General features: G+C 68.8%; 24 protein-coding genes and 1 pseudogene. 7 read left to right on the top strand and 18 right to left on the bottom strand.

All coding sequences use genetic code 11. From position 1 onward, the window contains the following. The first annotated feature begins 35 nt into the window (after positions 1-35). Complete coding sequence (locus PIB44_RS02265) at positions 36-1,520, top strand: globin-coupled sensor protein (protein WP_025976094.1); 1,485 nt, start codon at positions 36-38, stop codon at positions 1,518-1,520. Between the two features lie 75 nt (positions 1,521-1,595). After that, entirely contained in the window at positions 1,596-2,612 is a 1,017-nt protein-coding gene (bioB, locus tag PIB44_RS02260) for a biotin synthase BioB (RefSeq protein WP_253122895.1), read from the top strand. Positions 2,613-2,665: 53 nt separating this feature from the next. On the opposite strand, the gene PIB44_RS02255 is transcribed toward bioB, so the two are convergent. The 12 genes and pseudogenes from PIB44_RS02255 to PIB44_RS02200 form a co-directional block, all read right to left on the bottom strand. Then, the gene (locus PIB44_RS02255) at positions 2,666-2,863 is read right to left on the bottom strand and encodes a hypothetical protein (RefSeq protein ID WP_278070274.1); all 198 of its coding nucleotides are present in this window, start codon (positions 2,861-2,863) and stop codon (positions 2,666-2,668) included. A gap of 51 nt (positions 2,864-2,914) precedes the next feature. Next, positions 2,915-3,889 (bottom strand): hypothetical protein, encoded by a 975-nt coding sequence (locus tag PIB44_RS02250; RefSeq protein WP_278070273.1) that lies wholly within the window; start codon positions 3,887-3,889, stop codon positions 2,915-2,917. 82 nt (positions 3,890-3,971) lie between these two features. After that, a complete protein-coding gene (locus tag PIB44_RS02245; protein WP_278070951.1) occupies positions 3,972-5,177 on the bottom strand; it encodes a divergent polysaccharide deacetylase family protein in 1,206 nt (401 codons plus the stop codon). A gap of 121 nt (positions 5,178-5,298) precedes the next feature. Further along, positions 5,299-6,738, bottom strand: a complete 1,440-nt coding sequence (locus PIB44_RS02240) for a S41 family peptidase (RefSeq protein WP_227157871.1) — start codon at positions 6,736-6,738, stop codon at positions 5,299-5,301. 139 nt (positions 6,739-6,877) lie between these two features. Then, the gene (locus tag PIB44_RS02235) at positions 6,878-7,972 is read right to left on the bottom strand and encodes a murein hydrolase activator EnvC family protein (protein ID WP_278070272.1); all 1,095 of its coding nucleotides are present in this window, start codon (positions 7,970-7,972) and stop codon (positions 6,878-6,880) included. After that, a complete protein-coding gene (gene rlmH / locus PIB44_RS02230) occupies positions 7,972-8,436 on the bottom strand; it encodes a 23S rRNA (pseudouridine(1915)-N(3))-methyltransferase RlmH (RefSeq protein WP_278070271.1) in 465 nt (154 codons plus the stop codon). The genes PIB44_RS02235 and rlmH overlap by 1 nt, the downstream gene beginning before the upstream one ends. Positions 8,437-8,460: 24 nt before the next feature. Further along, a complete protein-coding gene (gene rsfS / locus PIB44_RS02225) occupies positions 8,461-8,907 on the bottom strand; it encodes a ribosome silencing factor (RefSeq protein ID WP_134582192.1) in 447 nt (148 codons plus the stop codon). 114 nt (positions 8,908-9,021) lie between these two features. Continuing rightward, entirely contained in the window at positions 9,022-9,621 is a 600-nt protein-coding gene (locus tag PIB44_RS02220; protein ID WP_376787732.1) for a nicotinate-nucleotide adenylyltransferase, read from the bottom strand. 412 nt (positions 9,622-10,033) lie between these two features. Then, positions 10,034-10,363, bottom strand: a pseudogene (locus PIB44_RS15160) (DUF6655 family protein); the annotation flags it as partial. 95 nt (positions 10,364-10,458) lie between these two features. Next, the gene (locus tag PIB44_RS02210; RefSeq protein WP_278070270.1) at positions 10,459-10,899 is read right to left on the bottom strand and encodes a VOC family protein; all 441 of its coding nucleotides are present in this window, start codon (positions 10,897-10,899) and stop codon (positions 10,459-10,461) included. 9 nt (positions 10,900-10,908) lie between these two features. Next, positions 10,909-11,148, bottom strand: coding sequence for a zinc-finger domain-containing protein (locus PIB44_RS02205; RefSeq protein ID WP_024355136.1), 240 nt, complete (start codon positions 11,146-11,148; stop codon positions 10,909-10,911). A gap of 57 nt (positions 11,149-11,205) precedes the next feature. Continuing rightward, on the bottom strand, positions 11,206-11,496 hold the full coding sequence (locus tag PIB44_RS02200) for a hypothetical protein (RefSeq protein WP_025976877.1): 291 nt from the start codon (positions 11,494-11,496) through the stop codon (positions 11,206-11,208). A 189-nt stretch (positions 11,497-11,685) separates the two neighbouring features. Between PIB44_RS02200 and PIB44_RS02195 the strand changes: the two genes are divergently transcribed. Further along, positions 11,686-12,660 (top strand): ABC transporter ATP-binding protein, encoded by a 975-nt coding sequence (locus PIB44_RS02195; RefSeq protein ID WP_025976878.1) that lies wholly within the window; start codon positions 11,686-11,688, stop codon positions 12,658-12,660. Positions 12,661-12,709: 49 nt separating this feature from the next. Here PIB44_RS02195 and PIB44_RS02190 read toward each other — a convergent pair whose 3' ends face one another. After that, positions 12,710-13,105, bottom strand: a complete 396-nt coding sequence (locus tag PIB44_RS02190) for a hypothetical protein (RefSeq protein ID WP_227157878.1) — start codon at positions 13,103-13,105, stop codon at positions 12,710-12,712. A 77-nt stretch (positions 13,106-13,182) separates the two neighbouring features. Between PIB44_RS02190 and PIB44_RS02185 the strand changes: the two genes are divergently transcribed. Then, complete coding sequence (locus PIB44_RS02185) at positions 13,183-13,659, top strand: RNA pyrophosphohydrolase (RefSeq protein ID WP_278070269.1); 477 nt, start codon at positions 13,183-13,185, stop codon at positions 13,657-13,659. 217 nt (positions 13,660-13,876) lie between these two features. Here PIB44_RS02185 and PIB44_RS02180 read toward each other — a convergent pair whose 3' ends face one another. From PIB44_RS02180 to PIB44_RS02160, 5 genes are all read right to left on the bottom strand, one after another. After that, positions 13,877-14,146, bottom strand: a complete 270-nt coding sequence (locus PIB44_RS02180; protein ID WP_278070268.1) for an ATP synthase F1 subunit epsilon — start codon at positions 14,144-14,146, stop codon at positions 13,877-13,879. Between the two features lie 3 nt (positions 14,147-14,149). Then, positions 14,150-15,670 (bottom strand): F0F1 ATP synthase subunit beta, encoded by a 1,521-nt coding sequence (gene atpD / locus PIB44_RS02175; protein ID WP_025976882.1) that lies wholly within the window; start codon positions 15,668-15,670, stop codon positions 14,150-14,152. Positions 15,671-15,707: 37 nt separating this feature from the next. Further along, the gene (locus tag PIB44_RS02170) at positions 15,708-16,577 is read right to left on the bottom strand and encodes a F0F1 ATP synthase subunit gamma (protein ID WP_025976883.1); all 870 of its coding nucleotides are present in this window, start codon (positions 16,575-16,577) and stop codon (positions 15,708-15,710) included. 37 nt (positions 16,578-16,614) lie between these two features. Further along, positions 16,615-18,147, bottom strand: a complete 1,533-nt coding sequence (gene atpA / locus PIB44_RS02165) for a F0F1 ATP synthase subunit alpha (protein ID WP_025976884.1) — start codon at positions 18,145-18,147, stop codon at positions 16,615-16,617. Positions 18,148-18,214: 67 nt separating this feature from the next. Further along, positions 18,215-18,769, bottom strand: a complete 555-nt coding sequence (locus PIB44_RS02160) for a F0F1 ATP synthase subunit delta (RefSeq protein ID WP_025976885.1) — start codon at positions 18,767-18,769, stop codon at positions 18,215-18,217. Positions 18,770-18,995: 226 nt separating this feature from the next. Between PIB44_RS02160 and PIB44_RS02155 the strand changes: the two genes are divergently transcribed. Genes PIB44_RS02155 through PIB44_RS02145 form a run of 3 tightly spaced genes read left to right on the top strand, consistent with a single transcriptional unit; the run spans position 18,996 to position 21,702 of the window. Beyond that, the gene (locus PIB44_RS02155; protein WP_278070267.1) at positions 18,996-20,006 is read left to right on the top strand and encodes a cation diffusion facilitator family transporter; all 1,011 of its coding nucleotides are present in this window, start codon (positions 18,996-18,998) and stop codon (positions 20,004-20,006) included. Positions 20,007-20,061: 55 nt separating this feature from the next. Next, positions 20,062-20,889 carry a TerC family protein gene (locus PIB44_RS02150; protein ID WP_134582184.1) on the top strand — a complete coding sequence of 276 codons (828 nt, stop codon included), beginning with the start codon at positions 20,062-20,064 and terminating at the stop codon, positions 20,887-20,889. Positions 20,890-20,892: 3 nt separating this feature from the next. After that, the gene (locus PIB44_RS02145; protein ID WP_278070266.1) at positions 20,893-21,702 is read left to right on the top strand and encodes a glutaminyl-peptide cyclotransferase; all 810 of its coding nucleotides are present in this window, start codon (positions 20,893-20,895) and stop codon (positions 21,700-21,702) included. Positions 21,703-21,770 lie beyond the last annotated feature (68 nt).

The raw sequence follows: 21,770 nt of genomic DNA, 5'->3' as shown, positions 1-21,770 counted from the left end.
CTCCCCCGCCCTGCCGTTGCAGTGAGTATCGCGTCATGGCTTCCCACGAGATCGACCGCCGCATGAACTTCATGGGTCTGGGTCGGCCGTCCGCCGGTTACAGCGCCGTTTCCGGCGTGCTGCGCAAGAACGCGCCTCTGGCCCTGGCCGCCTTCTACGACAAGGTGCGCGCCGAGCCTGAGATGCGCCGCTTCTTCCGCGACGAAGGCCACATCAGCGCCGCCAGCAACGCCCAGCAACGCCACTGGGACGCCATCATCGACGGCCGGGCCGACGAGGACTACGCCGCCTCGGTGCGCACCATCGGCCGGGTTCACGCCCGCATCGGTCTGGAGCCCCGCTGGTACATCGGCGGCTACAGCGTGATCCTGGCCCACCTGACCCGCGCCATCGTCGAGCGGCCGAAAAAGCTGTTCGCCAATCGCCGCGAACATGACCGCATCACCGCCGAGGCCGTGGCCGAACTGACCCAGCGGGTCATGCTGGACATGGACCTGGCCATCTCCATCTATCTGGACGCCCTGCAGGAAGAGCGCGACCGCGTTCAGGCCGAACATGACGCCGCCGAGGCGCGACAGGCCGAGGTGGTGCGTGCGCTGGGCGCCGCCCTCCACAGCCTGGCCGACAACGACCTGTCGGTGACCATCCCCCAGACCTTCCCCGAGCAGTATCGCTCGCTGCAGAACGACTTCCACGCCGCGACCCGCGCCCTGCGCACCGCCGTGCGCGCCGTGGCCGACAGCGTCGAGAGCTTGAGCGCCGGCTCCAGCCAGCTGGCCGTCGCCTCCGAGGATCTGGCCAGCCGCACCGAGCGTCAGGCCGCCAATCTGGAGCGGACCGTCAACGAAGCCGACGCCATCGCCCGCGAAGTGGCCGCCACCGCCGACGGCGCGCGCCAGACCGCCGAGGCCCTGGCCGCCGCCCGCGCCGATGTCGAACACACGACCCAGGTGGTCGGCGACGCGGTGTCCGCCATCCACGCCATCGCTGAATCCTCGGCCGAGATCGCCCGCTTCACCAGCCTGATCGACGAGATCGCCTTCCAGACTAATCTGCTGGCGCTGAACGCCGGGGTCGAGGCCGCCCGCGCGGGCGACGCCGGGCGCGGCTTCGCCGTGGTGGCCCAGGAAGTGCGCGCCCTGGCCCAGCGCTCGTCGGAAGCCTCAGGCGAGATCCGCACCCTGATCTCCACCTCCTCGGCCCAGGTGGCGCGCGGGGTCGATCTGGTCGAGCGCACCGGCGCGGCGCTGGAGCGCATCGGCGCCAAGGTCACAGCCGTCGACGGCCTGGCCGGCGGCATCGCCGGCTCGGCTCAGGAACAGGCGGAAGGCCTGGCCCGCGTCCGCCGCGCCATGGGCGAGATGGACGACATCACCCAGCAGAACGCCGCCATGACCGAGGAGGCCACCGCCGCCGCCCGTCAGCTGGCCAATGAGGCTGTCAGCCTGAACCAACAGGTCGGCCGCTTCCGCCTGGACCGTCCGGTCGCCAGCGCGGCGGGTCCGCGTCTTGTCGCCTGACGGGCGCCTCGCGCAACATCGTGCGGCCAAGACAGGCTTGGCGGATCGGCCGCAAGTCGTCTAAGCCGTCGCCCCATGGCTGACGACGCTTCGATCCGACCCGCCCGCGATCTCTCGATCCCCCGTCACGACTGGACTTTGGAGGAGGTCGAGGCCCTGTTCGCCCGCCCCTTCATGGAGCTGGTGTTCGAGGCGGCGAGCGTGCACCGCCGCTGGTTCGACCCGAACGAGGTCCAGAAATCCCAACTGCTGTCGGTCAAGACCGGCGGCTGCGCCGAAAACTGCGGCTATTGCTCGCAGTCGGCCAGCTTCAAGACCGGGCTGAAGGCTGAAAAGCTGATGGAGCCCACCGCCGTCATCGCCGAGGCCATGGCGGCCAAGGCGGGCGGGGCCAGCCGCTTCTGCATGGGCGCCGCCTGGCGCGAGCTGAAGGACCGCGACACGCCCAAGCTGGCGGCCATGATCTCGGGCGTGAAGGCGTTGGGGCTGGAGACCTGCGCCACCCTGGGCATGCTGAACGCCGACCAGGCGAAACAGCTGAAGGACGCGGGCCTCGACTACTACAACCACAACCTCGACACCGGGCCGGAGTATTACGCCGAGGTGGTGACGACCCGCTCCTATCAGGACCGGTTGGAGACGCTGCAGCACGTCCGCGACGCAGGTATGTCGACCTGCTGCGGCGGCATCGTCGGCATGGGCGAGAAGCGCCGCGACCGCGCGGGCCTGCTGCACGCCCTGGCCACCCTGCCCGTCCACCCCGACAGCCTGCCGGTCAACGCCCTGGTCCCCGTCGGCGGCACGCCGCTGGGCGAGCGGGTGCTGAAGGAAGGCGAGATCGACCCGATCGAGTTCGTCCGCACCGTCGCCGTCGCCCGTCTGGTCTGCCCCAAGTCGATGGTGCGCCTGTCGGCCGGCCGCGAAGGCATGACGCCGGAAATGCAGGCCCTGTGCTTCCTGGCCGGCGCCAACTCCATCTTCGTCGGCGGCAAGCTGCTGACCACGCCGAACCCGGAAGAGGACGACGACGCCAAACTGTTCGCCCTGCTGGACCTGAAGCCCATGCCGCTGAAGATCGAGGCGCGGGCTTAGGGCTCGCCGCCCCCCCTCCTCCTCAGCCATCCTCGGCCGGGAGGGCGGAGCCGCTATTTGCTCATCCAGGGCCGCGCCGCCCCGCTCTTGATGCGGGCGGCCTGCTCACGCTGGAAACGCCCGCCGCGCGGCCGCTTCGGCCGCGCCTCGAGCGCCGCCTTCTTGAGCCGCAGAGCCCGCTGAACAGGCGTCTCGCCGGCAACAGCGTCCGCGGGTTCGGCGGCGGGGGTGTGATCGTCGTCAGTGCTCATGCTCGATCTGTAACACGGCGACGCGTTCAGGGCCGAGATTTTGCGCCGTCTTCAGGGCTGGCGTCGCGCAGTCAGTTCGCTTCGCGTCATCACTTCAGCGACCGCTTCAGCTTGCGCCGACACCGAGCGCCTCTGCGCGCGAGGCGCATATAGAGCCGCAAGATAGGATCTGTCCCATTCGGTCAGTCCGGCAGGAAGGCTCCCGGAGAAGAGGTTCAGGACCGTATCAAACCCTGTCGTGTCGGCGCTGGCGTCGATCTGCGCCAGGGCGATCATGGAAACGTAATCGGCCAGCTGCGTCGTATTGACGGAACCGATCAAATCCATGTCAACGATGACAATCACCTTGAAAAGCGTCTCCACCACGGCCGCGTCAAGCCGCGTATTGCCCTGGCGGCGCTTTATGATGGGTGCAGCGCCAATGGCGCAGTCGTGCTGGTTGCAGTTCAGGATTCCGGCGATTTCTCCGTCAACAACTACGCCGCCTCTCTCGCCGGGCATCCGCACCCCGCGCTGCCCCGTATCTGGATCTGTAGGGATGCTCAGAGACCACCAGCGCACAGGCCGTTCGTCCGCCAGAAAAGCGCGGAACGCCCCCCGGCCCGCATCCCAACCGGTGACATTCTGTCGGAACAGTTGGGGGTTCGCCTGGTTCAAACTCTGAGCCGTCGCGCGGCCGTCTTCGGCGAAAACCACGACCAGATTGCTTTCACAGCCCGGTTTGCCTGTATGAAGCCCCAGGCCTGCCGCAGTCCGGCTCACGCGATCAATGATCGCCTGGGCGGGCTCGCGTGCCAAGTTGACCACCCCAGGGCAGATCGGCCCGCGCCATTGCGCCAGGGGGCGGCCCGGAGACGGCGCCGCCACTCGACCGACGAAGTCACGCACAGCCTCAGGCGTCGCCCGGCCCTGCACAGCGACTTCAGGCAGGACCGTGACGTCAGGCTGCGCCTGCGCCAAGGCCGTTGAGGCCAGCCCCGTTGACACCAGCGCGGCCCAGAGGGCGCCCATACGAAAGCTGCTCACTTCCCAGACCTCCTGCCGACAAGAACATCGATACCCTAGTCGACATCACGCCGTTCGCCTAGCCGAAGAAGCAGCCCCCGCCTTAGCGCCCCGGCCGCCGGGTCATCGCAGAGGCGGGGGCCAGCTGCAGGCCCCGCGCCTCCAGGCCCGCCGTCCAGCGGGCGGCCGCCTCGACGGTGACGGGGTAGGAGAAGCCGGTTCCCAGCGCCGCGCCGTTGGTCTTGGCGGCGGCCTCTAGCGCGTTGAACTGGCGCAGGATGGCGGCGGGGCTCTGTTCCTCGTCGATGATGCGGTCGGCGCTGGCGCGGGCGAAGGCGCCGGGGCGGCGGCGCATCGAGCCGTCGTCAAGGAAGGCCAGGCCGCGCTGGCGCAGATGGGTCATCAGCGCGCCCATGCTCTCGTCCGAGGTCGCGAAGCGGTCGCCCAGATAGTTGGTGACGCCGAAATAGCCCGTGGCGCGCGCCAGAAGCCAGTCCAGCTTGACCGCCACGTCGTCAGCGCCGCCGCTGGACAGAAGCGTGTAGGGGCCGGGGTCGTTGTCGGGATAGCCGGTGGGCTCCATCGGCAGTTCGATCATCACCTCATGGCCGTGGGCGCGGGCCATGTCGATCCAGGTCTGAAGCCCCTCGGCGTAAGGCACGAAGGACAGGGTCACCTCGGCGGGCAAACGTTCGATCGCCGCGCGGGTGGTGGCGCTGTTCAGACCCAGACCGCCGACCACGAGGGCCACCATGGGCTTGCCGTTCGAGCGGAAGGGCCGAGCGTAGGCCTGGGCCGGCACGCGGCCGTCGGCGGCGATGCGCGGCAGGGGGCCGTTCGGTCCGGGCTGGAACAGGCCCGCGATCGGCGCCTTGGGCAAGGGACTGGACGGGGCGCGCACCGGGGCGCTGAAGCCCTGGCCCGAAGCCACGCTGGCGCCGTCCGGCAGGGTGATCAGGGCCTCGCCCCCCATAGCGCCGCCCGCTTCGCCCATCAGGGCCGGGTCGATGGGGCCGAGGTCCTGATAGATGTCCAGGCCGCTGAAGCCGAAGGCTTCGGCGCCGGTCGGGGCCGTGTCGGCGGCGGCGGGACGCTCGAGGCGCGCGCTGGCCGTCGGCGCGCCGGCGCGCGGATCGCCCAGAACGGCGACGAACAGGGCGGCCGCGCCGATGACGAAGACCCCGGCCGCGCCCGCCGCGACGGGCGGCTTCTTCAGGGCGTTGAGGACCGGGTCCATGGCGACGCGCGACCGGGGCTCCGGCGGCGCGCCTGCGGCGGCGGCTAGGGCGGACTGGCGCTTGGCGAACATGGTCAGGATGGCGGCTCGAGCTTGCAGGCGCCGCACAGGCGCGGCGCCCCTCAGCCTCAGTTAAGCCCTGCGCCGGTTAAGAAACCCTAACGGCGCATTCACCACGTTCGAGGGCCGCGCCTCAGTCGCTCTTCGGCTGGTTCCCCGGCGTGATTTCCGGGGCGCGCGGCGCCGGGGGGTCTTTCGGCGCGACCGTGACCTTGGGCGTGTCGGTCTCGGCCGTCTCGACCTTGTCCTGTCCCGGTTCGGTGATGACGATCCCTTCGGGCGCGGCGGCCAGTTTGGTCAGGTCGCCGCCGGCGCGCAGCACGTCCAGCGCCCGCTCCAACTGATAGTCCTTGTCCTTGGCGTAGTCGGCGCCCGGCGCCTCGCGCGGGGTGTGCGGCCCCTTGCGCTCGGCCCCGATGGAGGAGTCCAGCGCCGTCGAATAGGCTGCCTCGGAATAGATGAAGCTGGAGCGCGAGACGATGCGCGCCTCGGCCTCGGAACGGGCCACTTCCAGGTCTGGCTCGATGCCGATCTTCTGGATCGAGCGACCGGACGGCGTGTAGTAGCGCGCCGTGGTGATCGACAGGGCGCCGTCGCGGCCGCCGCGCAGCGGAATCACCGTCTGCACCGACCCCTTGCCGAAGCTGGTCAGGCCGACGACCGTCGCCCGCTCCTGATCCTTCAGGGCGCCCGCCACGATCTCGGACGCAGAGGCCGAGCCGTAGTTGATCAGCACCACCACCGGCAGGCCGCCGGTCAGGTCGCCCGGCTTGGCGGCGTAGCGTTCGATATCCTCGGGCTTGCGGCCGCGCTGGCTGACGATCTCGCCGCGCTCCAGGAAAGCGTCGGACACGTCGATGGCCGCCGTCAGCAACCCGCCGCCGTTGTTGCGCAGGTCCAGCACATAGCCCTTCAGGCCAGGTTTCTCGCGCTTCAGCCGCTCGATGGTCTCGGTCAGCTCGCGGCCGGTGTTCTCGTTGAAGGTGGAGACGCGCAGGTAGCCGAAGTCGCCTTCCAGACGGCCAGTGACGGATTCGACCTTGATGACCTCGCGGGTCAGCACGACCTCGCGCGGCTCTTCGCCGTCGCGCAGGAAGGTGACGGTGACGCTGGTGCCGGTGGCGCCGCGCAGCTTGTCAGAGACCTCGGAGACGCTGAGGCCCGCCGCGTTCTGGCCGTTGACGGCGCTGATGACGTCGCCCGCCTGAACCCCGGCGCGCCCGGCCGGGCTGTCGTCCATCGGCGAGATGACCTTCACCAGCCCGCCTTCGGAAGTGATGGTCAGGCCGACGCCCGAATACTCGCCCGAGGTCCGTTCGCGCAGGTCGTCGAACCCCTTGGCGGGCAGGTAGTTGGAATGCGGATCGAGCGCCGTCATCATCCCCTGCAGGGCGGCCTCGATCAGCTTCTTGTTATCGACCGGAACGACATAGGCCTGCTCGACGATGCCCAGCACGTCGCCGAACATCTCGAGCATCCGGAAGGTCTCGTTGCGCGGAGTCTGGCTGGCGACAGCCGCCGCCGATCCGCCCAGCGCCAGGGCGGCGGCGCCCACGAGAAGCAGTTTACGCATTCGGTCTCTTTCCATCGGATCCGCTCTCGGCTCCGGTCGTCCAGGGCGGCGCGGACGCCGCAAACGGCGCGCGCGACAGTTCGGCCGATACAATCAGCGTCCGCGCCGATTTGAAAGGAATTTCGCGCGGTTGGCCCCCTTACTGGAGCCACGGCGCCGGATCGATGGGCCGTTCCTGGCGGCGCAGTTCGAAATAGGCCTCGCCGTCCTCGCCGGTGCGGCCCAGGGTCTGGCCGTCGGCCACGCGCTGGCCCGTCTCGACCTCCAGACGGTCAAGCCCCGCAATCACGGCGCGCCAGCCGGGGCCCAGGTCCAGGATCACCACCTCGCCCCACTCCTTCAGCGGCCCGGCGTAGGCGACGCGGCCCGCCGCGGGCGCGCCGACCGCCTCATGGCTGGAGCGCCAGCTCCAACCGGCCGAACGGCCGCCGAAGCGTTGCGAGGGCGTCCCCGCGATCGGCGGGGTCAGGCGGCTGCGCCCGGCCGGCAGGCGGGCGGCGGGCGCCGCTTCGGGCGCCTCGGCCACCTGGGGCGTCTGCCCGCCCAGTTCGCGGATGCGAGCCTCCAGCGCCCGCGTCGCGCGCTCGGCCCGCGCCGCCTCGGCCCTCAGCACCGAGCGCAGGGCGGTCTTGCGCGCCGTCAGGCCCTCGATTTCGGCGCGGCGGTCGTTCTGGGCGCTCTCGACGGTGAACAGGCGCTCGCTGGACAGGGCGGCCAGGCGGCGGATGCGGCCGATCTCGGCCTGACGCTCGACCAGGGTTTCGGCGCGCTTCTGAAGGTCGGGCGTGATAGCCCGGATCAGGATGGAGGCGCGCACGGCGTCCACCGCCTGATCGGCGGGGATCAGCAGGGGCGGCGGCGGCTTGCGGCTCATCATCTGCAGGGCCGACAGCAGCCGTCCCTGCGCCGCGCGCTCGCGCGACAGGGCGGCGACCAGCGACCCCTCACGCTCGGCCAGCTCCTTCAGCCGGGCGCGCTGCGCCTCCAGCTGCACGTCGTCCTCGGCCTCGGCCCGGCGCAGGTCGCGCAGCTGGCGGTCCAGGTCGACGATCTCCTCGGCGGCGGCGGCGGCCTCGGCGCGCAGGCGGCGGGCGCGGGCGGTCTCGTCGCGATACTCGGCCTGAAGCCGGGTCAGCTCGGCGTTGGCCTGGCCCGCGCGCTGGCTGGCCGCCGGCCCGGCCAGGGCCAGCAGCAGGCTGGAAGAGGTCAGAAGAAGAACGGCCCCGCGTCGCATCAGTCGCGATGATAGGGCGAACCGGCCAGGATCGTCACGGCCCGATACAGCTGTTCGGCCAACATGGCGCGGGCCAGGGCGTGGGGCCAGGTCTGCGGGCCGAAGGCGAGGGTCGAACGCGCGGCGCGGCGCACGCTTTCGTCCAGACCGTCCGCCCCGCCGATGACGAAGACCAGGCGCCGCTCGCCCTGGTCGCGCAGGGCCGCCACATGTTCTGCGAAGGCGCGCGAGGAATAGGTCCGCCCCCGCTCGTCGCAGGCGATCAGGTGCGCGCCCTCGGCGGCGGCGAGCAGCAGCTCGGCCTCCGGCGCCTTGCCGGGCTTCTTCGGCTCTAGGTCGATGAGTTCGAGAGGCCCCAGGCCCAGCGCCCGCCCCGACAGGGTGGCGCGCCGGGCGTAGTCCTCGGCGAGAGTCGCCTCGGGACCGCGGCCCGGCTTGCCGATGGCCGCGATCGCCAGCTTCATGAGGTCAGCCCGCCGTCAGGTGGTTCAGCCGCGGACGGGGCCGCCGCGGTGGGCGCTGTCGACGGCCCAGATCTTCTCGATGTTGTAGAAGGTGCGCACTTCGGGGCGGAACAGGTGGACGATGACGTCGCCCGCATCCAGCAGCACCCAGTCGCAGTGCGGCAGGCCCTCGACCTTCACCTTGCCCAGCCCCTGCTCCTTGAACAGGCGCAGAAGGTGATCGGCGATGGCGCCGACGTGGCGGTGCGAACGACCCGAAGCCACGATCATGGCGTCGGTCATCGGGCTCTTGCCGCGCAGGTCGATCAGGACGATGTCCTGAGACTTGTCTTCGTCGAGTTTGGCGAGGATGGCCTGTTCCAGCTCGGTCGCGCCGACCGGCAGAGGCTGGCGCCCATCGCCGGACTCGTCGCTACTGGGGCCGTCCTCGGCCTGACCGTCTTCGGAATGGACGGAATCCATCAGGTCCATTTCGTGCGCCGCATTGGAAACGGCGTCTTGCGCATCGTGCGCGGTCGAGGGGGTCAGCGGAGGGCTCCAAGGCGATTTACTAAAAGCCCACTATAGCACGCCCGGCGCGAAAGGTCACCCGGCTGGCGGCGACTCTTCGCTTCGCGCCGCCCGCGCGGCCCGAATAGCGGTCGAGGAGCGATGATTCAGGGGCGCCGACAGATAGGTCCAGGCCGGCGCCTCAAGGCTGGGCAGCAGGCCCGCCTGGGCCATCGGCACGCGATACCGCGCGAAACGCACGGCCGCCGGCGCCGTGCGGCTGTCCAGCAGGCTGCCGGGCCGGGCGATCACCGCCACGGGCATCAGCCGCATGATGTCGGTCCAACCGCGCCAGCGGTGGAAATCCGCCAGATTGTCAGACCCCATCAGCCAGACGAACTGCACTCCCGGATGGCGCGCGACGATGGCGCGCAGGGTGTCCACGGTCCAGCGCGTACCCGCCCGCGTCTCGAAATCCGAGATGATCATGGCCGGGCCGACCGTCGCCGCGGCCGCCCGCGCCGAGGCCATCCGCTCGGCCAGGGGGGCGGTCTCATGGGCGGACTTCAGCGGGTTCTGCGGCGAGACCAGCCAGACCACCCGGTCCAGCCCCAGTCGTTGCATGGCGGTGGCCGCCACATGGGCGTGGCCGTCGTGGGCCGGATTGAACGAGCCGCCGAACAGGCCGACCTTCATCCCCGGCGCCAGGTCCAGCCCGTCGCGCAGGGCGCCTCGGCGAAGACCGGAGCCTTTCGGCGCAGGACCGGCGTGGAAGAAGGACAAGGGCGTCTCTTGCGGCGGGCGGCGAACAATGAGCGCGGCCGGAACGCCTTATGCTCACTTGCGCCCTAACACGGCCGAACGCGCCTGTCTCGCTCCGCGAACGGACCGAGCGGCGCAAGGGCGGTTTGGCCCCGCCCTAGAATTCCTTCCAGCTCGACCCCGGATCGCGCTCGCCCGGCTGGGCCAGCTGCTGGCCCCAGGTCAGCATCATGAAGGCCTTGTGGCTGCGGATCTTGTACTGGCCGATCATGGGTGTGACGGCGCCCAGGGGCATGCCGGTGCGCGCGTCGTAGAGAAAGCCCGAGAACTCGGCCACACCCATGCGGTCGCGGTTGGAGTAGAGCGACACCTCGGGGATGGAGACGACGTTCAGGCTCTCATTGATCGGCACCCGCATGTCGGGGATGCCGACCACCCGGCGCAACTGATCCAGCGACAGGGCCCCGGCGCGCACCTCGAAGATGGCGTCGGCCTCGCCGCGCTCACGCACGATGGCGTAGCCGGCTTCCGACAGGGCGGCGCGGATGGCGCTCAGCGCATAGCGGGCGTTTTCAGCCTGGAAATAGGTTTCGTCGACGAAGACGCGCGCGCCCTGGGGGATGGGCAGGGTCAGCCCCTCGACCGCGCGGTCGGCCGCCCGGTTGACCAGCAGCATGTCGGTGGCCGTCCGCGCAGGATTGGTCTCGGTCACCATGGCGCAGGCGCCCAGGGTCAGGACCAAGGCGGCGGGCAGGAGACGGAGAGCAGGCCTCACCAGGCGCCCACGTTCGGCATGGAGGCCCACGGCTCGGCCGGAGCCAGGCGCTCGCCCGCCTGCAGCAGTTCGATCGAGATGCCGTCCGGCGAGCGGACGAAGGCCATGTGGCCGTCGCGCGGCGGGCGGTTGATGACGACGCCGCCGTCCATCAGGCGCTGGCAGGCGGCGTAGATGTCCTCGACCTGGAACGCCAGGTGGCCGAAGTTGCGGCCGCCGTCGTAATCCTGATCGTCCCAGTTGTAGGTCAGCTCGACTTCCGGCGACTTCTCGGCCTTGGCCCGCGCCTTGTCCGCAGGGGCCGCCAGATAGACCAGGGTGAAACGCCCGGCCTCATAGTCGGCGCGGCGCGTCTCCTGCAGACCCAGCAGGTCGCAGTAAAAGCGCATCGAGGCGTCCAGATCCTTCACCCGGACCATGGTGTGCAGAAAACGCATCGTCCCGCCTCAGTGCGCCTCGGGCGGGCGGGCCGCCGGGTCGAGGTATTCGTTTTCCGGCTGCGGGTGCGCCGACAGCACGAAGCGGCGGTCGCAATAGCCGCACTCGATGAAGTCGTCCTCGCCCATGTCCATATAGACCAGCGGGTGGCCCAGGGCGCCGCCGCCGCCGTCGCAGGCGACGCGCTTGGTCGAGACGACGATCTCTTCGGGGGGAGGAATGACGGCTTCGAGATGACGGGGAGGCATGATCCGGTCCGGTCTGGAGAGGCTTTGCGCCGTTCCTAGGCGGACCGGAACCTCAGGTCAAACGTCCGACGCGGCGGGCTTGCGGCCCATCACCTTGTCGAACAGGGCCTTGCGCTTCTTGAACAGGGTCAACCCCAGGCAGCCGGCGCCGACCCACAGGCCGACCTCGCCGACCACGGCGGCGACGGCGGCGATGATCGCCGCCTGGGTCATCGGCAGGTATTCCATCTTGCCGGCGCCCAGCGCCAGGGCGAAGCCGACGTAGCCGACGGCGCAGAAACCCATGGCGATAAAGCCGATCAGGCGGGTGCGGGTCAGCGTTTTGCGGGAGGCGATGGCGGGGGTCATGGCGTTTCCTTATCCAAGCGAAGTTGTCTTTCTGACAAGTAAGCTAGACACCCTTGAGGGCGGCGTCAAGCGACTTTTACATATCGTCTCGCGGCCTTGTCTTCACCGTCGCAACGACGCCTTGGCGAATGGCGCCGCGCCCCCTACCTATGCCGTTCGCCCCTCCCTGCCCGAGTCGAAGTCCGCGCCATGACCCAAGCCCCCGCCCTGCCCGTCAACGCCATCGAGGTCAGGGGGCTGAAGAAGACCTACAAGGGCTCGCGCAAGTCGCCGCCGAAGACCGCCCTGCGCGGGGTCGATCTGACGGTGCCGCGCGGCTCGATGTTCGGGCTGCTGGGGCCCAACGGCGCGGGCAAGTCGACCCTGATCAACATCATCGCCGGAGTGGTGAACAAGTCCGAGGGCACGGTCCGCATCTGGGACCGCGACATCGACCATGAGGCGCGCGACGCCCGCTCGGCCCTGGGGGTGGTGCCGCAGGAAATCGTCGCCGACGTCTTCTTCACCCCGCGCGAGGCGCTGGAGGTCCAGGCCGGCTTTTACGGCGTGCCCGCCAACGAGCGCCGCTCGGACGAACTGCTGGCGGCCCTGGGCCTGTCGGACAAGGCCAACGCCTATGTCCGCGCCCTGTCCGGCGGCATGAAGCGGCGCCTGATGGTGGCCAAGGCCCTGGTGCACAATCCGCCCGTGCTGATCCTGGACGAGCCGACGGCGGGCGTGGACGTCGAGCTGCGCCGCCAGCTGTGGGACTATGTCCGCAAGATCAACGAGGAGGGGGTGACGGTGATCCTGACCACCCACTACCTCGAAGAGGCCCAGGAGCTGTGCGACACCATCGCCATCATCAACCGGGGCGAGGTCGTGGCCTGCGAGCCGACGCAGCAGCTGCTGAAACGTCTCGACACCCGCAACGTGGTGGTGACGCCCGAGACGGCGCCCGAGACCCTGCCGGTCCTGAACGGCTTCCACGTCGCCCCGCGCGCCAACGGCGCCTTCGTCGTCACCTACCGCACGGGCGAGTCCAGCGTCGAACAGGTGCTGGCGGCGGTGCGCGCTGCGGGCGTGACCATCAAGGACATCGCCACCGAGGACCCGGATCTCGAAGACGTCTTCCTGGCCATGACCTACGGCGACGCCAGCCGCCCGGATCCGACGCAGGACTGACGACCCGGCCTCAAGCAGCCCGCAGGGCGATAGGCCCCTGAAGAACGCGTCAGCCCACCATCACCGTGCCGAGCAGCAGCTTGGCCCCCGGCTTGCCCAGGATCGCGTCCGTCGCGTGCTGCAACGCCACCACCAGCCATTCGACATTCGGCGGCGCGTCCGGCAGCAGCCGCTCGGCGGCGATGCGGACGATCTCGTTATAGGCGGCGCTGAGGCGCGGCTGCGACAGGCGCGCCCGCTCCATCAGGGCGCCGTCGGCGATGTCCAGCCCGGTCTCGACCGTCATGACCCCGCGCCGCCCGTCGCGGCGCAGAACCGTGGCCGTGGCGGTGGGCAAGGACAGATAGCCGCCCTTGCCGCCGCCGCTCTTCTCAGGCGAAGCCTGCGCCGCGCCCGCCAGCGTCAAGGCGCTCAAAGTCAGGCCGATCAGATGACGTCTGTCCATGCGGCGACCTTAGTCGCGGCGCCTTTCCCGGACGTTGACGCCTAGCCCGCATCGAGACGGCGGCGTATGCGAAGGGCATGAGCATCGATCTGTCCCTCTATCGCCCCAACGTCGGGGTCGTCCTGTTCAACCCGGCCGGCCAGGTCTGGTTCGGCCGCCGCGCCGACACGCCCGAGCCGTGGAACTGGCAGTTCCCGCAAGGCGGCGTCGACGACGGCGAGGACCTGGAGGCCGCCGCCCGCCGCGAACTGCACGAGGAGACCGGCGTGCGCTCCATCGCCCTTCTGGGCCGCACGAGGGATTGGATTCCCTATGATTTCCCCGAAGGCCTGCCGAGTCCCAAGAGCTGGAAAGGCCTGAAGGGCCAGCGCCAGCAGTGGTTCGCCTTCCGCCTGACCGGCGCCGAAGACGAGATCGACCTGAACGCGCACGGCGAACCGGAATTCGACGCCTGGCGCTGGGGCCGGCTGGACGAAGCGCCCGGCCTGATCGTGCCGTTCAAGCGGCCGGTCTATGAGCAGGTGGCGCGGGCGTTCGGAGAGTGGGCCGCCTAGGCGCTCAGCAGTCGCCTTCCTCCCCCTTTTCACGCCGTCATCCTCGGGCTTGACCCGAGGATCTAGTGCGGGACGCGCTCCCACCTGGCCAAGGTTCCGCAGGGCGGACGGCTGGATCCTCGGGTCAAGCCCGAGGATGACGGCAGAGGTACATCGCCCAAAACAAAAGGCCCCCCGCCAGAGCGAGGGGCCTTTGATCGTGTCAGCCGCGCGAACCTTAGTTCGCGACGAGCTCCGAGGCCTCTTCGGCCAGGATGGTCAGGCCTTCGCCGTTGACATCGGCGAAGCCGCCCTTGACCTCGAAGCGGCGACGCTGGGCGCCGTCATAGACGGTCACCACGCCTTCGCGCAGGGTGGTCATGAAGGGCGCGTGGCCCGGCAGGACGCCGAAGTCGCCCTCGACGCCCGGCGCATCGACCTGATCGACCGAACCGGCGAAGATTTCGCGTTCCGGGGCGACGAGGGAGAAGTTCAGCTTACCGGCCATGACTTAGGCTTCCGCAGCCATCTTGGCGGCCTTCTCGACAGCCTCTTCGATGGCGCCGACCATGTAGAAGGCGGCTTCCGGCAGGTGGTCGTATTCGCCGTCGCAGATGGCCTTGAACGAGCGGATGGTGTCAGCCAGCTCGACGAACTTGCCCGGCGAGCCGGTGAACTGTTCGGCCACGAAGAAGGGCTGCGACAGGAAGCGCTGGATCTTGCGGGCGCGCGACACGACCAGCTTGTCGTCTTCCGACAGCTCGTCCATGCCCAGGATGGCGATGATGTCCTTCAGCGCCTTGTACTGCTGCAGGATTTCCTGAACGCGGCGGGCGACCGTGTAGTGCTCTTCGCCGATGACCAGCGGGTCCATGATCCGCGAGGTGGAGTCCAGCGGGTCCACGGCCGGGAAGATGGCCTGGGCGGCGATGTCGCGGTTCAGAACCGTGGTCGCGTCCAAGTGGGCGAACGAAGCGGCGGGCGCCGGGTCGGTCAGGTCGTCAGCCGGGACGTAGATGGCCTGGATCGAGGTGATCGAGCCCTTCTTGGTCGAGGTGATGCGCTCCTGCAGGTTGCCCATCTCGGTGGCCAGCGTCGGCTGATAGCCCACGGCCGAGGGAATGCGGCCCAGCAGAGCCGACATTTCCGAACCAGCCTGGGTGAAGCGGAAGATATTGTCGATGAACAGCAGGACGTCCTTGCCCTCTTCATCGCGGAAGTACTCGGCCTGGGCCAGGCCGGTCAGGGCGACGCGGGCGCGGGCGCCGGGGGGCTCGTTCATCTGGCCGTAGACCAGGGCGCATTTGGAGCCTTCGCCGCCGCCGGCGACGTTCACGTTCGACTCGATCATCTCGTGATACAGGTCGTTGCCTTCGCGGGTGCGTTCGCCCACGCCGGCCAGAACCGAATAACCGCCGTACGCCTTGGCGATGTTGTTGATCAGTTCCTGCATGGTCACGGTCTTGCCGACGCCGGCGCCGCCGAACAGGCCGGTCTTGCCGCCCTTGGTGTAGGGGCAGATCAGGTCGATGACCTTAATGCCCGTCACCAGGATTTCCGACGAGGTCGACTGCTCTTCGAACGAAGGCGCCTCGCGGTGGATCGGGCGGAACTCGGTAGTCTTGATCGGACCGGCTTCGTCGATCGGCTGGCCGACGACGTTCATGATGCGGCCGAGCGTGCCCGGGCCGACCGGAGCCATGATCGACTTGCCGGTGTCGACGACGGCCTGGCCGCGCGTCAGACCTTCGGTCGTGTCCATGGCGATGGTGCGGACCATGTTCTCACCCAGGTGCTGGGCGACTTCCAGGACCAGGGTGAAGGGCTCGCCCGTCTTCTGGTCGACGTTCTGGGTTTCCAGAGCGTTCAGAATGCCCGGCAGGTGGCCGGTGAACTCAACGTCGACGACGGCGCCGATGACCTGGGCGATCTTGCCCTGGCCCGCGACAGCGACGGGAGCGGCGGCCGGAGCGGCCTTCTTGGCGGCCGGCTTCTTGGCGGCGGGTTTCTTGGGGGCGGTGGTGTCGGTCATCGGGGTTTATCCGTGTCGAATGTCGGCTGTGTCGGGATCAGAGCGCTTCAGCGCCGGCGATGATCTCGATCAGCTCGGTGGTGATCTGGGCCTGGCGGGAACGGTTGTACTGCAGCGTCAAGGCGCTGATGAGGTCGCCGGCGTTGCGCGTGGCGTTGTCCATCGCAGCCATCTGGGCGCCGAAGAAGCCGGCCTGGTTTTCCAGAAGGGCGGCCAGGATCTGCGTCGTCAGGTTGCGCGGCAGCAGGGTCTCGAGGATGTCCTCTTCCGACGGCTCGTACTCATAGAGCGCGCCGGCGTCGGCCGAGGCGTCGGCGTCGACTTCGGCCGGGGCCAGCTGACGCGACGACGGGACTTGAGAGATCACCGACTTGAACTGGCTGTAGAAGAGCGTGACCTTGTCGGCCTCGTCCGCCTCGAACTTTTCAGCCAGCAGTTCGGCGATCGGCTGGGCCGAATGCAGGCCCACCGTCTTATGTTCGCTTAGTTCAAAAGTCTTGACGACCTTGTCCCCGAACAGGCGGGTCAGCTGGTCGCGCGACTTGCGGCCGACAGCGACGATCTCGACGTCCTTGCCGTTGGCGATCAGGCTGTTGATGTGATCGCGCGCGGCGCGGATGACGTTGGTCGAGAACCCGCCCGCCAGACCCTTGTCGGCCGTGGCGACGACGACCAGGTGCTTCTGGTCGGCGCCGGTTCCGGTCATCAGGCGCGGGCCGTCGTCGCCGACGCCCGCCGCCAGGTTGGCGATGACCGAGGCCATCCGCGACGCATAGGGGCGGGCGTTCTCCGCCTGCTCCTGGGCGCGCTTCAGCTTGGCCGCGGCGACCATCTGCATGGCTTTCGTGATCTTCTGCGTCGCTTTGACGCTTCCGATCCGATCGCGCATTTCCTTGAGGCTAGCCATCCGGCTCTGCTCTTCCTTTGACTACAGGGCCGAACGATCAGGCGAAGGTTTTGGCGAAGGCCGCCAGGATGTCCTTCAGCTCGGCTTCCAGCTCGGGCGTCAGGGCCTTCTTGGTGCGGATGCCTTCCAGCAGCGAGGCGTGGTTGGCGTGAACGCGGGCCAGCAGTTCGCTCTCGAAGCGGCCGACGTCCGAAACGGCGATGCCGTCCAGATAGCCGCGCGTGCCGGCGTAGATCGACACGACCTGCTCCTCGACGGCCAGCGGCGAGTACTGCGGCTGCTTCAGCAGCTCGGTCAGGCGGGCGCCGCGGGCCAGCAGGCGCTGGGTCGAGACGTCCAGGTCCGAGCCGAACTTCGCGAAGGCGGCCATTTCACGATACTGGGCCAGCTCGCCCTTAATCGAACCGGCGACCTGCTTCATGGCCTTGATCTGGGCCGAGGAGCCCACGCGCGACACCGAGATGCCGACGTTCACGGCCGGACGGATGCCTTGATAGAACAGGTCCGATTCCAGGAAGATCTGGCCGTCGGTGATCGAAATCACGTTGGTCGGGATGTAGGCCGACACGTCGTTGGCCTGGGTTTCGATGATCGGCAGGGCGGTCAGCGAGCCCGAGCCGTAGTCTTCGTTCAGCTTGGCCGAACGCTCCAGAAGGCGGCTGTGCAGGTAGAAGACGTCGCCCGGGTAGGCTTCACGGCCCGGCGGACGGCGCAGCAGCAGCGACATCTGGCGGTAGGCCACGGCCTGCTTGGACAGGTCGTCATAGATGATCAGGCCGTGCATGCCGTTGTCGCGGAAATACTCGCCCATGGCGGTGCCGGCGAACGGAGCCAGGAACTGCAGCGGGGCCGGTTCCGACGCCGTGGCGGCCACGACGATGGTGTATTCCAGCGCGCCGGACTCTTCGAGGGTCTTGACGATCTGGGCCACGGTCGAGCGCTTCTGGCCGATGGCGACGTAGATGCAGTACAGCTTGGCCGACTCGTCGTCCGACTTGTTGACCGTCTTCTGGTTCAGGATGGTGTCGATGGCGACGGCGGTCTTGCCGACCTGACGGTCGCCAATGATCAGCTCGCGCTGGCCGCGGCCGACCGGGATCAGGGTGTCGATGGCCTTCATGCCCGTCTGCATCGGCTCGTGAACCGATTTACGCGGGATGATGCCGGGGGCCTTCACGTCGACGCGGCGACGCTCGGTGAACTGGATCGGACCCTTGCCGTCGATCGGTTCGCCCAGCGGGTTGACGACGCGGCCCAGCAGGCCCTTGCCGACCGGCACGTCCACGATTTCGCCCAGGCGGCGCACGTCGTCGCCCTCGGCGATGGCGGCGTCCGCGCCGAAGATCACGGCGCCGACGTTGTCGCGCTCCAGGTTCAGGGCCATGCCCTTCACGCCGGCCTTGGTGAACTCGACCATTTCACCCGCCTGGACGTTGTCCAGGCCGTGGATGCGCGCGATGCCGTCGCCGACCGACAGCACCTGGCCGACGTCGGAAACGTCGGCTTCTACGCCGAAGTTGGCGATCTGCGACTTGAGGATGGCCGAGATTTCGGCGGCGCGGATATCCATGATTGGCTCTTTCGGCTTTCGTCTTCGGTGCGGGCCCGCTGGCCCGGCTTGAACTGAAATTCGGGGTTTAGGCGCGCTTCAGCGCAAAGGTCATCTGGTCGAGCTTGGTCTTCAGCGAGGCGTCGAACAGCTTCGAGCCCACCTTGACCTTCAGGCCGCCCAGGATCGACGGATCGACGCGGGCGGTCAGTTCGGGGTCGCGGCCCAGGGCGGCGCGCAGCTCGCTCTGGATCGTCTTGGTCTGAGCGGCGCTGAGAGCCACGGCCGAAGTCACCTCGGCGGCCACCACGCCCGTCTTCTTGGCGTACAGCGCCTCGAAGGCGGCGATCACGCCCGGCAGGTCCGCCGCGCGGCCGTTCTGGCCCAGCAGGCCCAGGAAGTTGCGCGTCGTGGCCGTGAACTGCGCCTTGTCGGCGATGGCCGCCAGACCCTTGGCCTGATCATCCGAAGAGATCAGCGGCGAGGTCGCCAGACGGCGCAGGTCGGCGCTGTCGATCCAGGCCGCCTTCAGCGAAGCCAGATCGGCGCGCACGGCGTCCAGCGCCCCCGTCTCATCCGCCAGGTCGAACAGCGCCTGTGCATACCGTCCGCCGACTTCCGTCGTCCTGAAATCGTCCGCCACTTATATTGGTCCGCGTCTGAAGCGATTGTCGCAAGACCGGCCGCAGTCGCCTGCGCCAGTCAAGGGCCTGATATGCTTTGAGAAAGCACGCTGGGGACGCATCTTTCGATACGCCCTTCGCTAAAGCCGCGCGGCTGATACCATGCAAGGCCGCAAGCCGCAACCAAGGGGCGCGGAACGATAACGCCGCACCCGCGCTCCTTTGGTCGAACCGAAGCGGGACGTCATGGCCGCCTCTACATCCAAGCAGGTGATCTTCGCGGCCCTGGCGGGCAACGCCGCCATCGCCATCACGAAATTCGCCGCCGCCCTGTTCACCGGCTCGGCCGCCATGATGAGCGAGGCGATCCACTCGGCCGTGGACACCGGCAATCAGGTCCTGCTGCTGATCGGCCTGCGCCGCGCCGCGCGGCCGGCCAGCGAGCGCCATCCCTTCGGTCACGGGCTTCAGCTCTATTTCTACACCTTCGTCGTCGCCATCCTGATCTTCGGCCTGGGGGCGGTCATCTCGATCCTGCACGGGCTCGAGCGCATCCGCGCGCCCGAGCCGATCCAGAACCCCTGGGTCAACTATCTGGTGCTGGGGCTGGCGGTGCTGTTCGAGGGCGGCTCCTGGTGGGTGGCGTTGAGGGCCTTCAACGGCCAGCGCGGCGGCCGCCCGTTGCTGGCCGCCGTGCGCGACAGCAAGGACCCCACCGTCTTCACCGTGCTGTTCGAGGACACCGCCGCCCTGACCGGCCTGGTCATCGCCCTGATCGGGGTGGTCGCCAGCCACGTCTTCGGCCTGCCCGTCATCGACGGGGTCGCCTCCGTGGCCATCGGGGTCGTGCTGGCCCTGACCGCCGGCTTCCTGGCCTTCGAGAGCCAGAGCCTGCTGACCGGCGAGGCCGCCGATCCAGCCACGCGGGCCGGCATCGCCGCCATCGCCCGCTCCGAGCCGGGCGTCGAGGGTCTGAACGACCTGCGCACCATGCATTTCGGACCCAACGAGATCCTGGTCGCCCTCAGCCTGGATTTCGACGACCGGCTCAGCGCCGCCGATGTCGAGGCTGCCGTGGCGCGGCTGGAGCAGCGCATCCGCGCCGCCCACCCCCAGGCAGGCCGCATCTATGTCGAGGCCCAGAGCCTGGCCAGCCACGCGGCGGTCCGCGCGGCCGTCATGGCGGGGGGCGGGCCCGGCGCCCTGGTGACCGATGTGCCGGGGGGTGCGACCACGACGCCGCGCACGACCGCTTGATGCAACCTCACGGCCCCGTTACCGCTTATGCTCACCATCACATCCTGGAAACCCGATGCTTGAAAGCATAACCCCGCTCCTCAGCGACCCCGCCGCCTGGGCGGCCCTCGTGACTCTGGTGGTCATGGAGGTCGTGCTGGGGATCGACAACCTGATCTTCATCTCGATCCTCTCCAACAAGCTCCCGCCCGAGCATCGCCAACGCACGCGCCGCATCGGCATCGGCCTGGCCCTGATCATGCGTCTGGGCCTGCTGGCCACCATCGGCTGGATCGTCGGCCTGACCCAGCCCGTGTTCGACCTGGGCTTCCACGGCGAGACCTTCGACACCGCCTTCTCCTGGCGCGACCTGATCTTGATCGCCGGCGGCCTGTTCCTGCTGTGGAAGGCCACGAAGGAGATCCACCACTCGGTCGACACCACCCCGTCGAACGATCTGCTGGAGAAGGACAAGAAGGACGTCGTCCTCAACAACGTCGGCGCGGCCATCTTCCAGATCATCCTGCTGGACCTGGTCTTCTCGGTCGATTCGATCCTGACCGCCGTCGGCATGACCGAACACGTGCCCATCATGATGGTGGCCGTCATCGCCGCCGTGACCGTCATGCTGCTGGCCGCCGATCCGCTGGCCAATTTCATCGACAAGAACCCGACCGTGGTCATGCTGGCCCTGGGCTTCCTGCTGATGATCGGCGCCGTGCTGATCGCCGACGGCTTCGGCGTCCATGTGCCCAAGGGCTATATCTACGCCGCCATGGCCTTCTCGGCCCTGGTGGAAGGCCTGAACATGTGGTCGCGCAACGCCCAGATCAGAAAGGCCCAGGCCCAGGAAGCCGCGCGGGCCGCCCTCAACAAGGCCGAAACCGCCGAGCCCGGCGTCTAAGACATGGGCGTGGGGCCGGTCCTGGCGATGCTTCTGCTGGCGCTTTGCGCGCCGGCGGCGGCGCAGGCGCCGGGGCCGGCCCCCGCATCTTCCCCCGCCCGCCCAGCGCCCGCGCCGATTCCGGTCTACGGCTATGAGGTGGTGCGGGCCTTTCCCCACGATCCCGCCGCCTTCACCCAGGGGCTGGTCATCCGCGACGGCGTGCTGATCGAAAGCACCGGCCGCAACCCGTCCAGCGTGCGCCGCGTGCGGCTCGAGGACGGCGTCGTGCTTCAGAGCCATGAACTCGACCCCGCGTATTTCGGCGAGGGCCTGACCGAGAAGGACGGGCGCGTCTTCTCCCTGTCCTGGATCAACGGCGTCGGCTTCATCTGGAATGCGGACGACCTGAAGCCCGTCTCCCGCTTCGCCTATGCGGGCGAAGGCTGGGGGCTGACCCACGACGGAACGCGCCTGATCCTGTCCGATGGATCGGCGACCCTGCGCTTTCTCGACCTCGACAACCAAGCCGAGACCGGCCGCGTCGTCGTCACCCTGAACGGCCGCCCGTTGAGCCGACTGAACGAACTGGAATGGATCGACGGCGAGGTCTGGGCCAACGTCTGGCAGACCGACTTCATCGTCCGCATCGACCCGGCGTCCGGCCAGGTCGTCGGCGTCATCGACCTGACCGGCCTGCTCAAGGATCCGGTGCAGGATCCGGCCGACGACGTGCTGAACGGCATCGCCTGGGACGCCAAGAGCCGCCGCCTGTTCGTCACCGGCAAGAACTGGCCCGCCCTGTTCGAGATCCGGCTGACCGGGCCGAGGTAGGCGCGGCTCTCGCCCTTGCCCCTCACTCCACCGTCATCCTCGGGCTTGACCCGAGGATCGGTCCATCC

Origin of the sequence: Brevundimonas sanguinis (genome assembly GCF_029636725.1) — a bacterium.
Classification (GTDB): Bacteria; Pseudomonadota; Alphaproteobacteria; order Caulobacterales; family Caulobacteraceae; genus Brevundimonas; species Brevundimonas sanguinis.
Note: the sequence above shows the minus strand (reverse complement) of the source record. Positions and strands in the feature narration are given on the sequence as shown.

What these genes read in the sequence shown, in the direction of transcription:
- PIB44_RS02265 (WP_025976094.1), top strand. Translation starts at nt 36, where the DNA reads ATGGCTTCCCACGAGATCGACCGCCGCATGAACTTCATGGGTCTGGGT.
- bioB (WP_253122895.1), top strand. Translation starts at nt 1,596, where the DNA reads ATGGCTGACGACGCTTCGATCCGACCCGCCCGCGATCTCTCGATCCCC.
- PIB44_RS02255 (WP_278070274.1), bottom strand. Translation starts at nt 2,863, where the DNA reads ATGAGCACTGACGACGATCACACCCCCGCCGCCGAACCCGCGGACGCT.
- PIB44_RS02245 (WP_278070951.1), bottom strand. Translation starts at nt 5,177, where the DNA reads ATGTTCGCCAAGCGCCAGTCCGCCCTAGCCGCCGCCGCAGGCGCGCCG.
- PIB44_RS02240 (WP_227157871.1), bottom strand. Translation starts at nt 6,738, where the DNA reads ATGCGTAAACTGCTTCTCGTGGGCGCCGCCGCCCTGGCGCTGGGCGGA.
- PIB44_RS02235 (WP_278070272.1), bottom strand. Translation starts at nt 7,972, where the DNA reads ATGCGACGCGGGGCCGTTCTTCTTCTGACCTCTTCCAGCCTGCTGCTG.
- rlmH (WP_278070271.1), bottom strand. Translation starts at nt 8,436, where the DNA reads ATGAAGCTGGCGATCGCGGCCATCGGCAAGCCGGGCCGCGGTCCCGAG.
- rsfS (WP_134582192.1), bottom strand. Translation starts at nt 8,907, where the DNA reads ATGGACCTGATGGATTCCGTCCATTCCGAAGACGGTCAGGCCGAGGAC.
- PIB44_RS02220 (WP_376787732.1), bottom strand. Translation starts at nt 9,621, where the DNA reads ATGAAGGTCGGCCTGTTCGGCGGCTCGTTCAATCCGGCCCACGACGGC.
- PIB44_RS02210 (WP_278070270.1), bottom strand. Translation starts at nt 10,899, where the DNA reads ATGCGTTTTCTGCACACCATGGTCCGGGTGAAGGATCTGGACGCCTCG.
- PIB44_RS02205 (WP_024355136.1), bottom strand. Translation starts at nt 11,148, where the DNA reads ATGCCTCCCCGTCATCTCGAAGCCGTCATTCCTCCCCCCGAAGAGATC.
- PIB44_RS02200 (WP_025976877.1), bottom strand. Translation starts at nt 11,496, where the DNA reads ATGACCCCCGCCATCGCCTCCCGCAAAACGCTGACCCGCACCCGCCTG.
- PIB44_RS02195 (WP_025976878.1), top strand. Translation starts at nt 11,686, where the DNA reads ATGACCCAAGCCCCCGCCCTGCCCGTCAACGCCATCGAGGTCAGGGGG.
- PIB44_RS02190 (WP_227157878.1), bottom strand. Translation starts at nt 13,105, where the DNA reads ATGGACAGACGTCATCTGATCGGCCTGACTTTGAGCGCCTTGACGCTG.
- PIB44_RS02185 (WP_278070269.1), top strand. Translation starts at nt 13,183, where the DNA reads ATGAGCATCGATCTGTCCCTCTATCGCCCCAACGTCGGGGTCGTCCTG.
- PIB44_RS02180 (WP_278070268.1), bottom strand. Translation starts at nt 14,146, where the DNA reads ATGGCCGGTAAGCTGAACTTCTCCCTCGTCGCCCCGGAACGCGAAATC.
- atpD (WP_025976882.1), bottom strand. Translation starts at nt 15,670, where the DNA reads ATGACCGACACCACCGCCCCCAAGAAACCCGCCGCCAAGAAGCCGGCC.
- PIB44_RS02170 (WP_025976883.1), bottom strand. Translation starts at nt 16,577, where the DNA reads ATGGCTAGCCTCAAGGAAATGCGCGATCGGATCGGAAGCGTCAAAGCG.
- atpA (WP_025976884.1), bottom strand. Translation starts at nt 18,147, where the DNA reads ATGGATATCCGCGCCGCCGAAATCTCGGCCATCCTCAAGTCGCAGATC.
- PIB44_RS02155 (WP_278070267.1), top strand. Translation starts at nt 18,996, where the DNA reads ATGGCCGCCTCTACATCCAAGCAGGTGATCTTCGCGGCCCTGGCGGGC.
- PIB44_RS02150 (WP_134582184.1), top strand. Translation starts at nt 20,062, where the DNA reads ATGCTTGAAAGCATAACCCCGCTCCTCAGCGACCCCGCCGCCTGGGCG.
- PIB44_RS02145 (WP_278070266.1), top strand. Translation starts at nt 20,893, where the DNA reads ATGGGCGTGGGGCCGGTCCTGGCGATGCTTCTGCTGGCGCTTTGCGCG.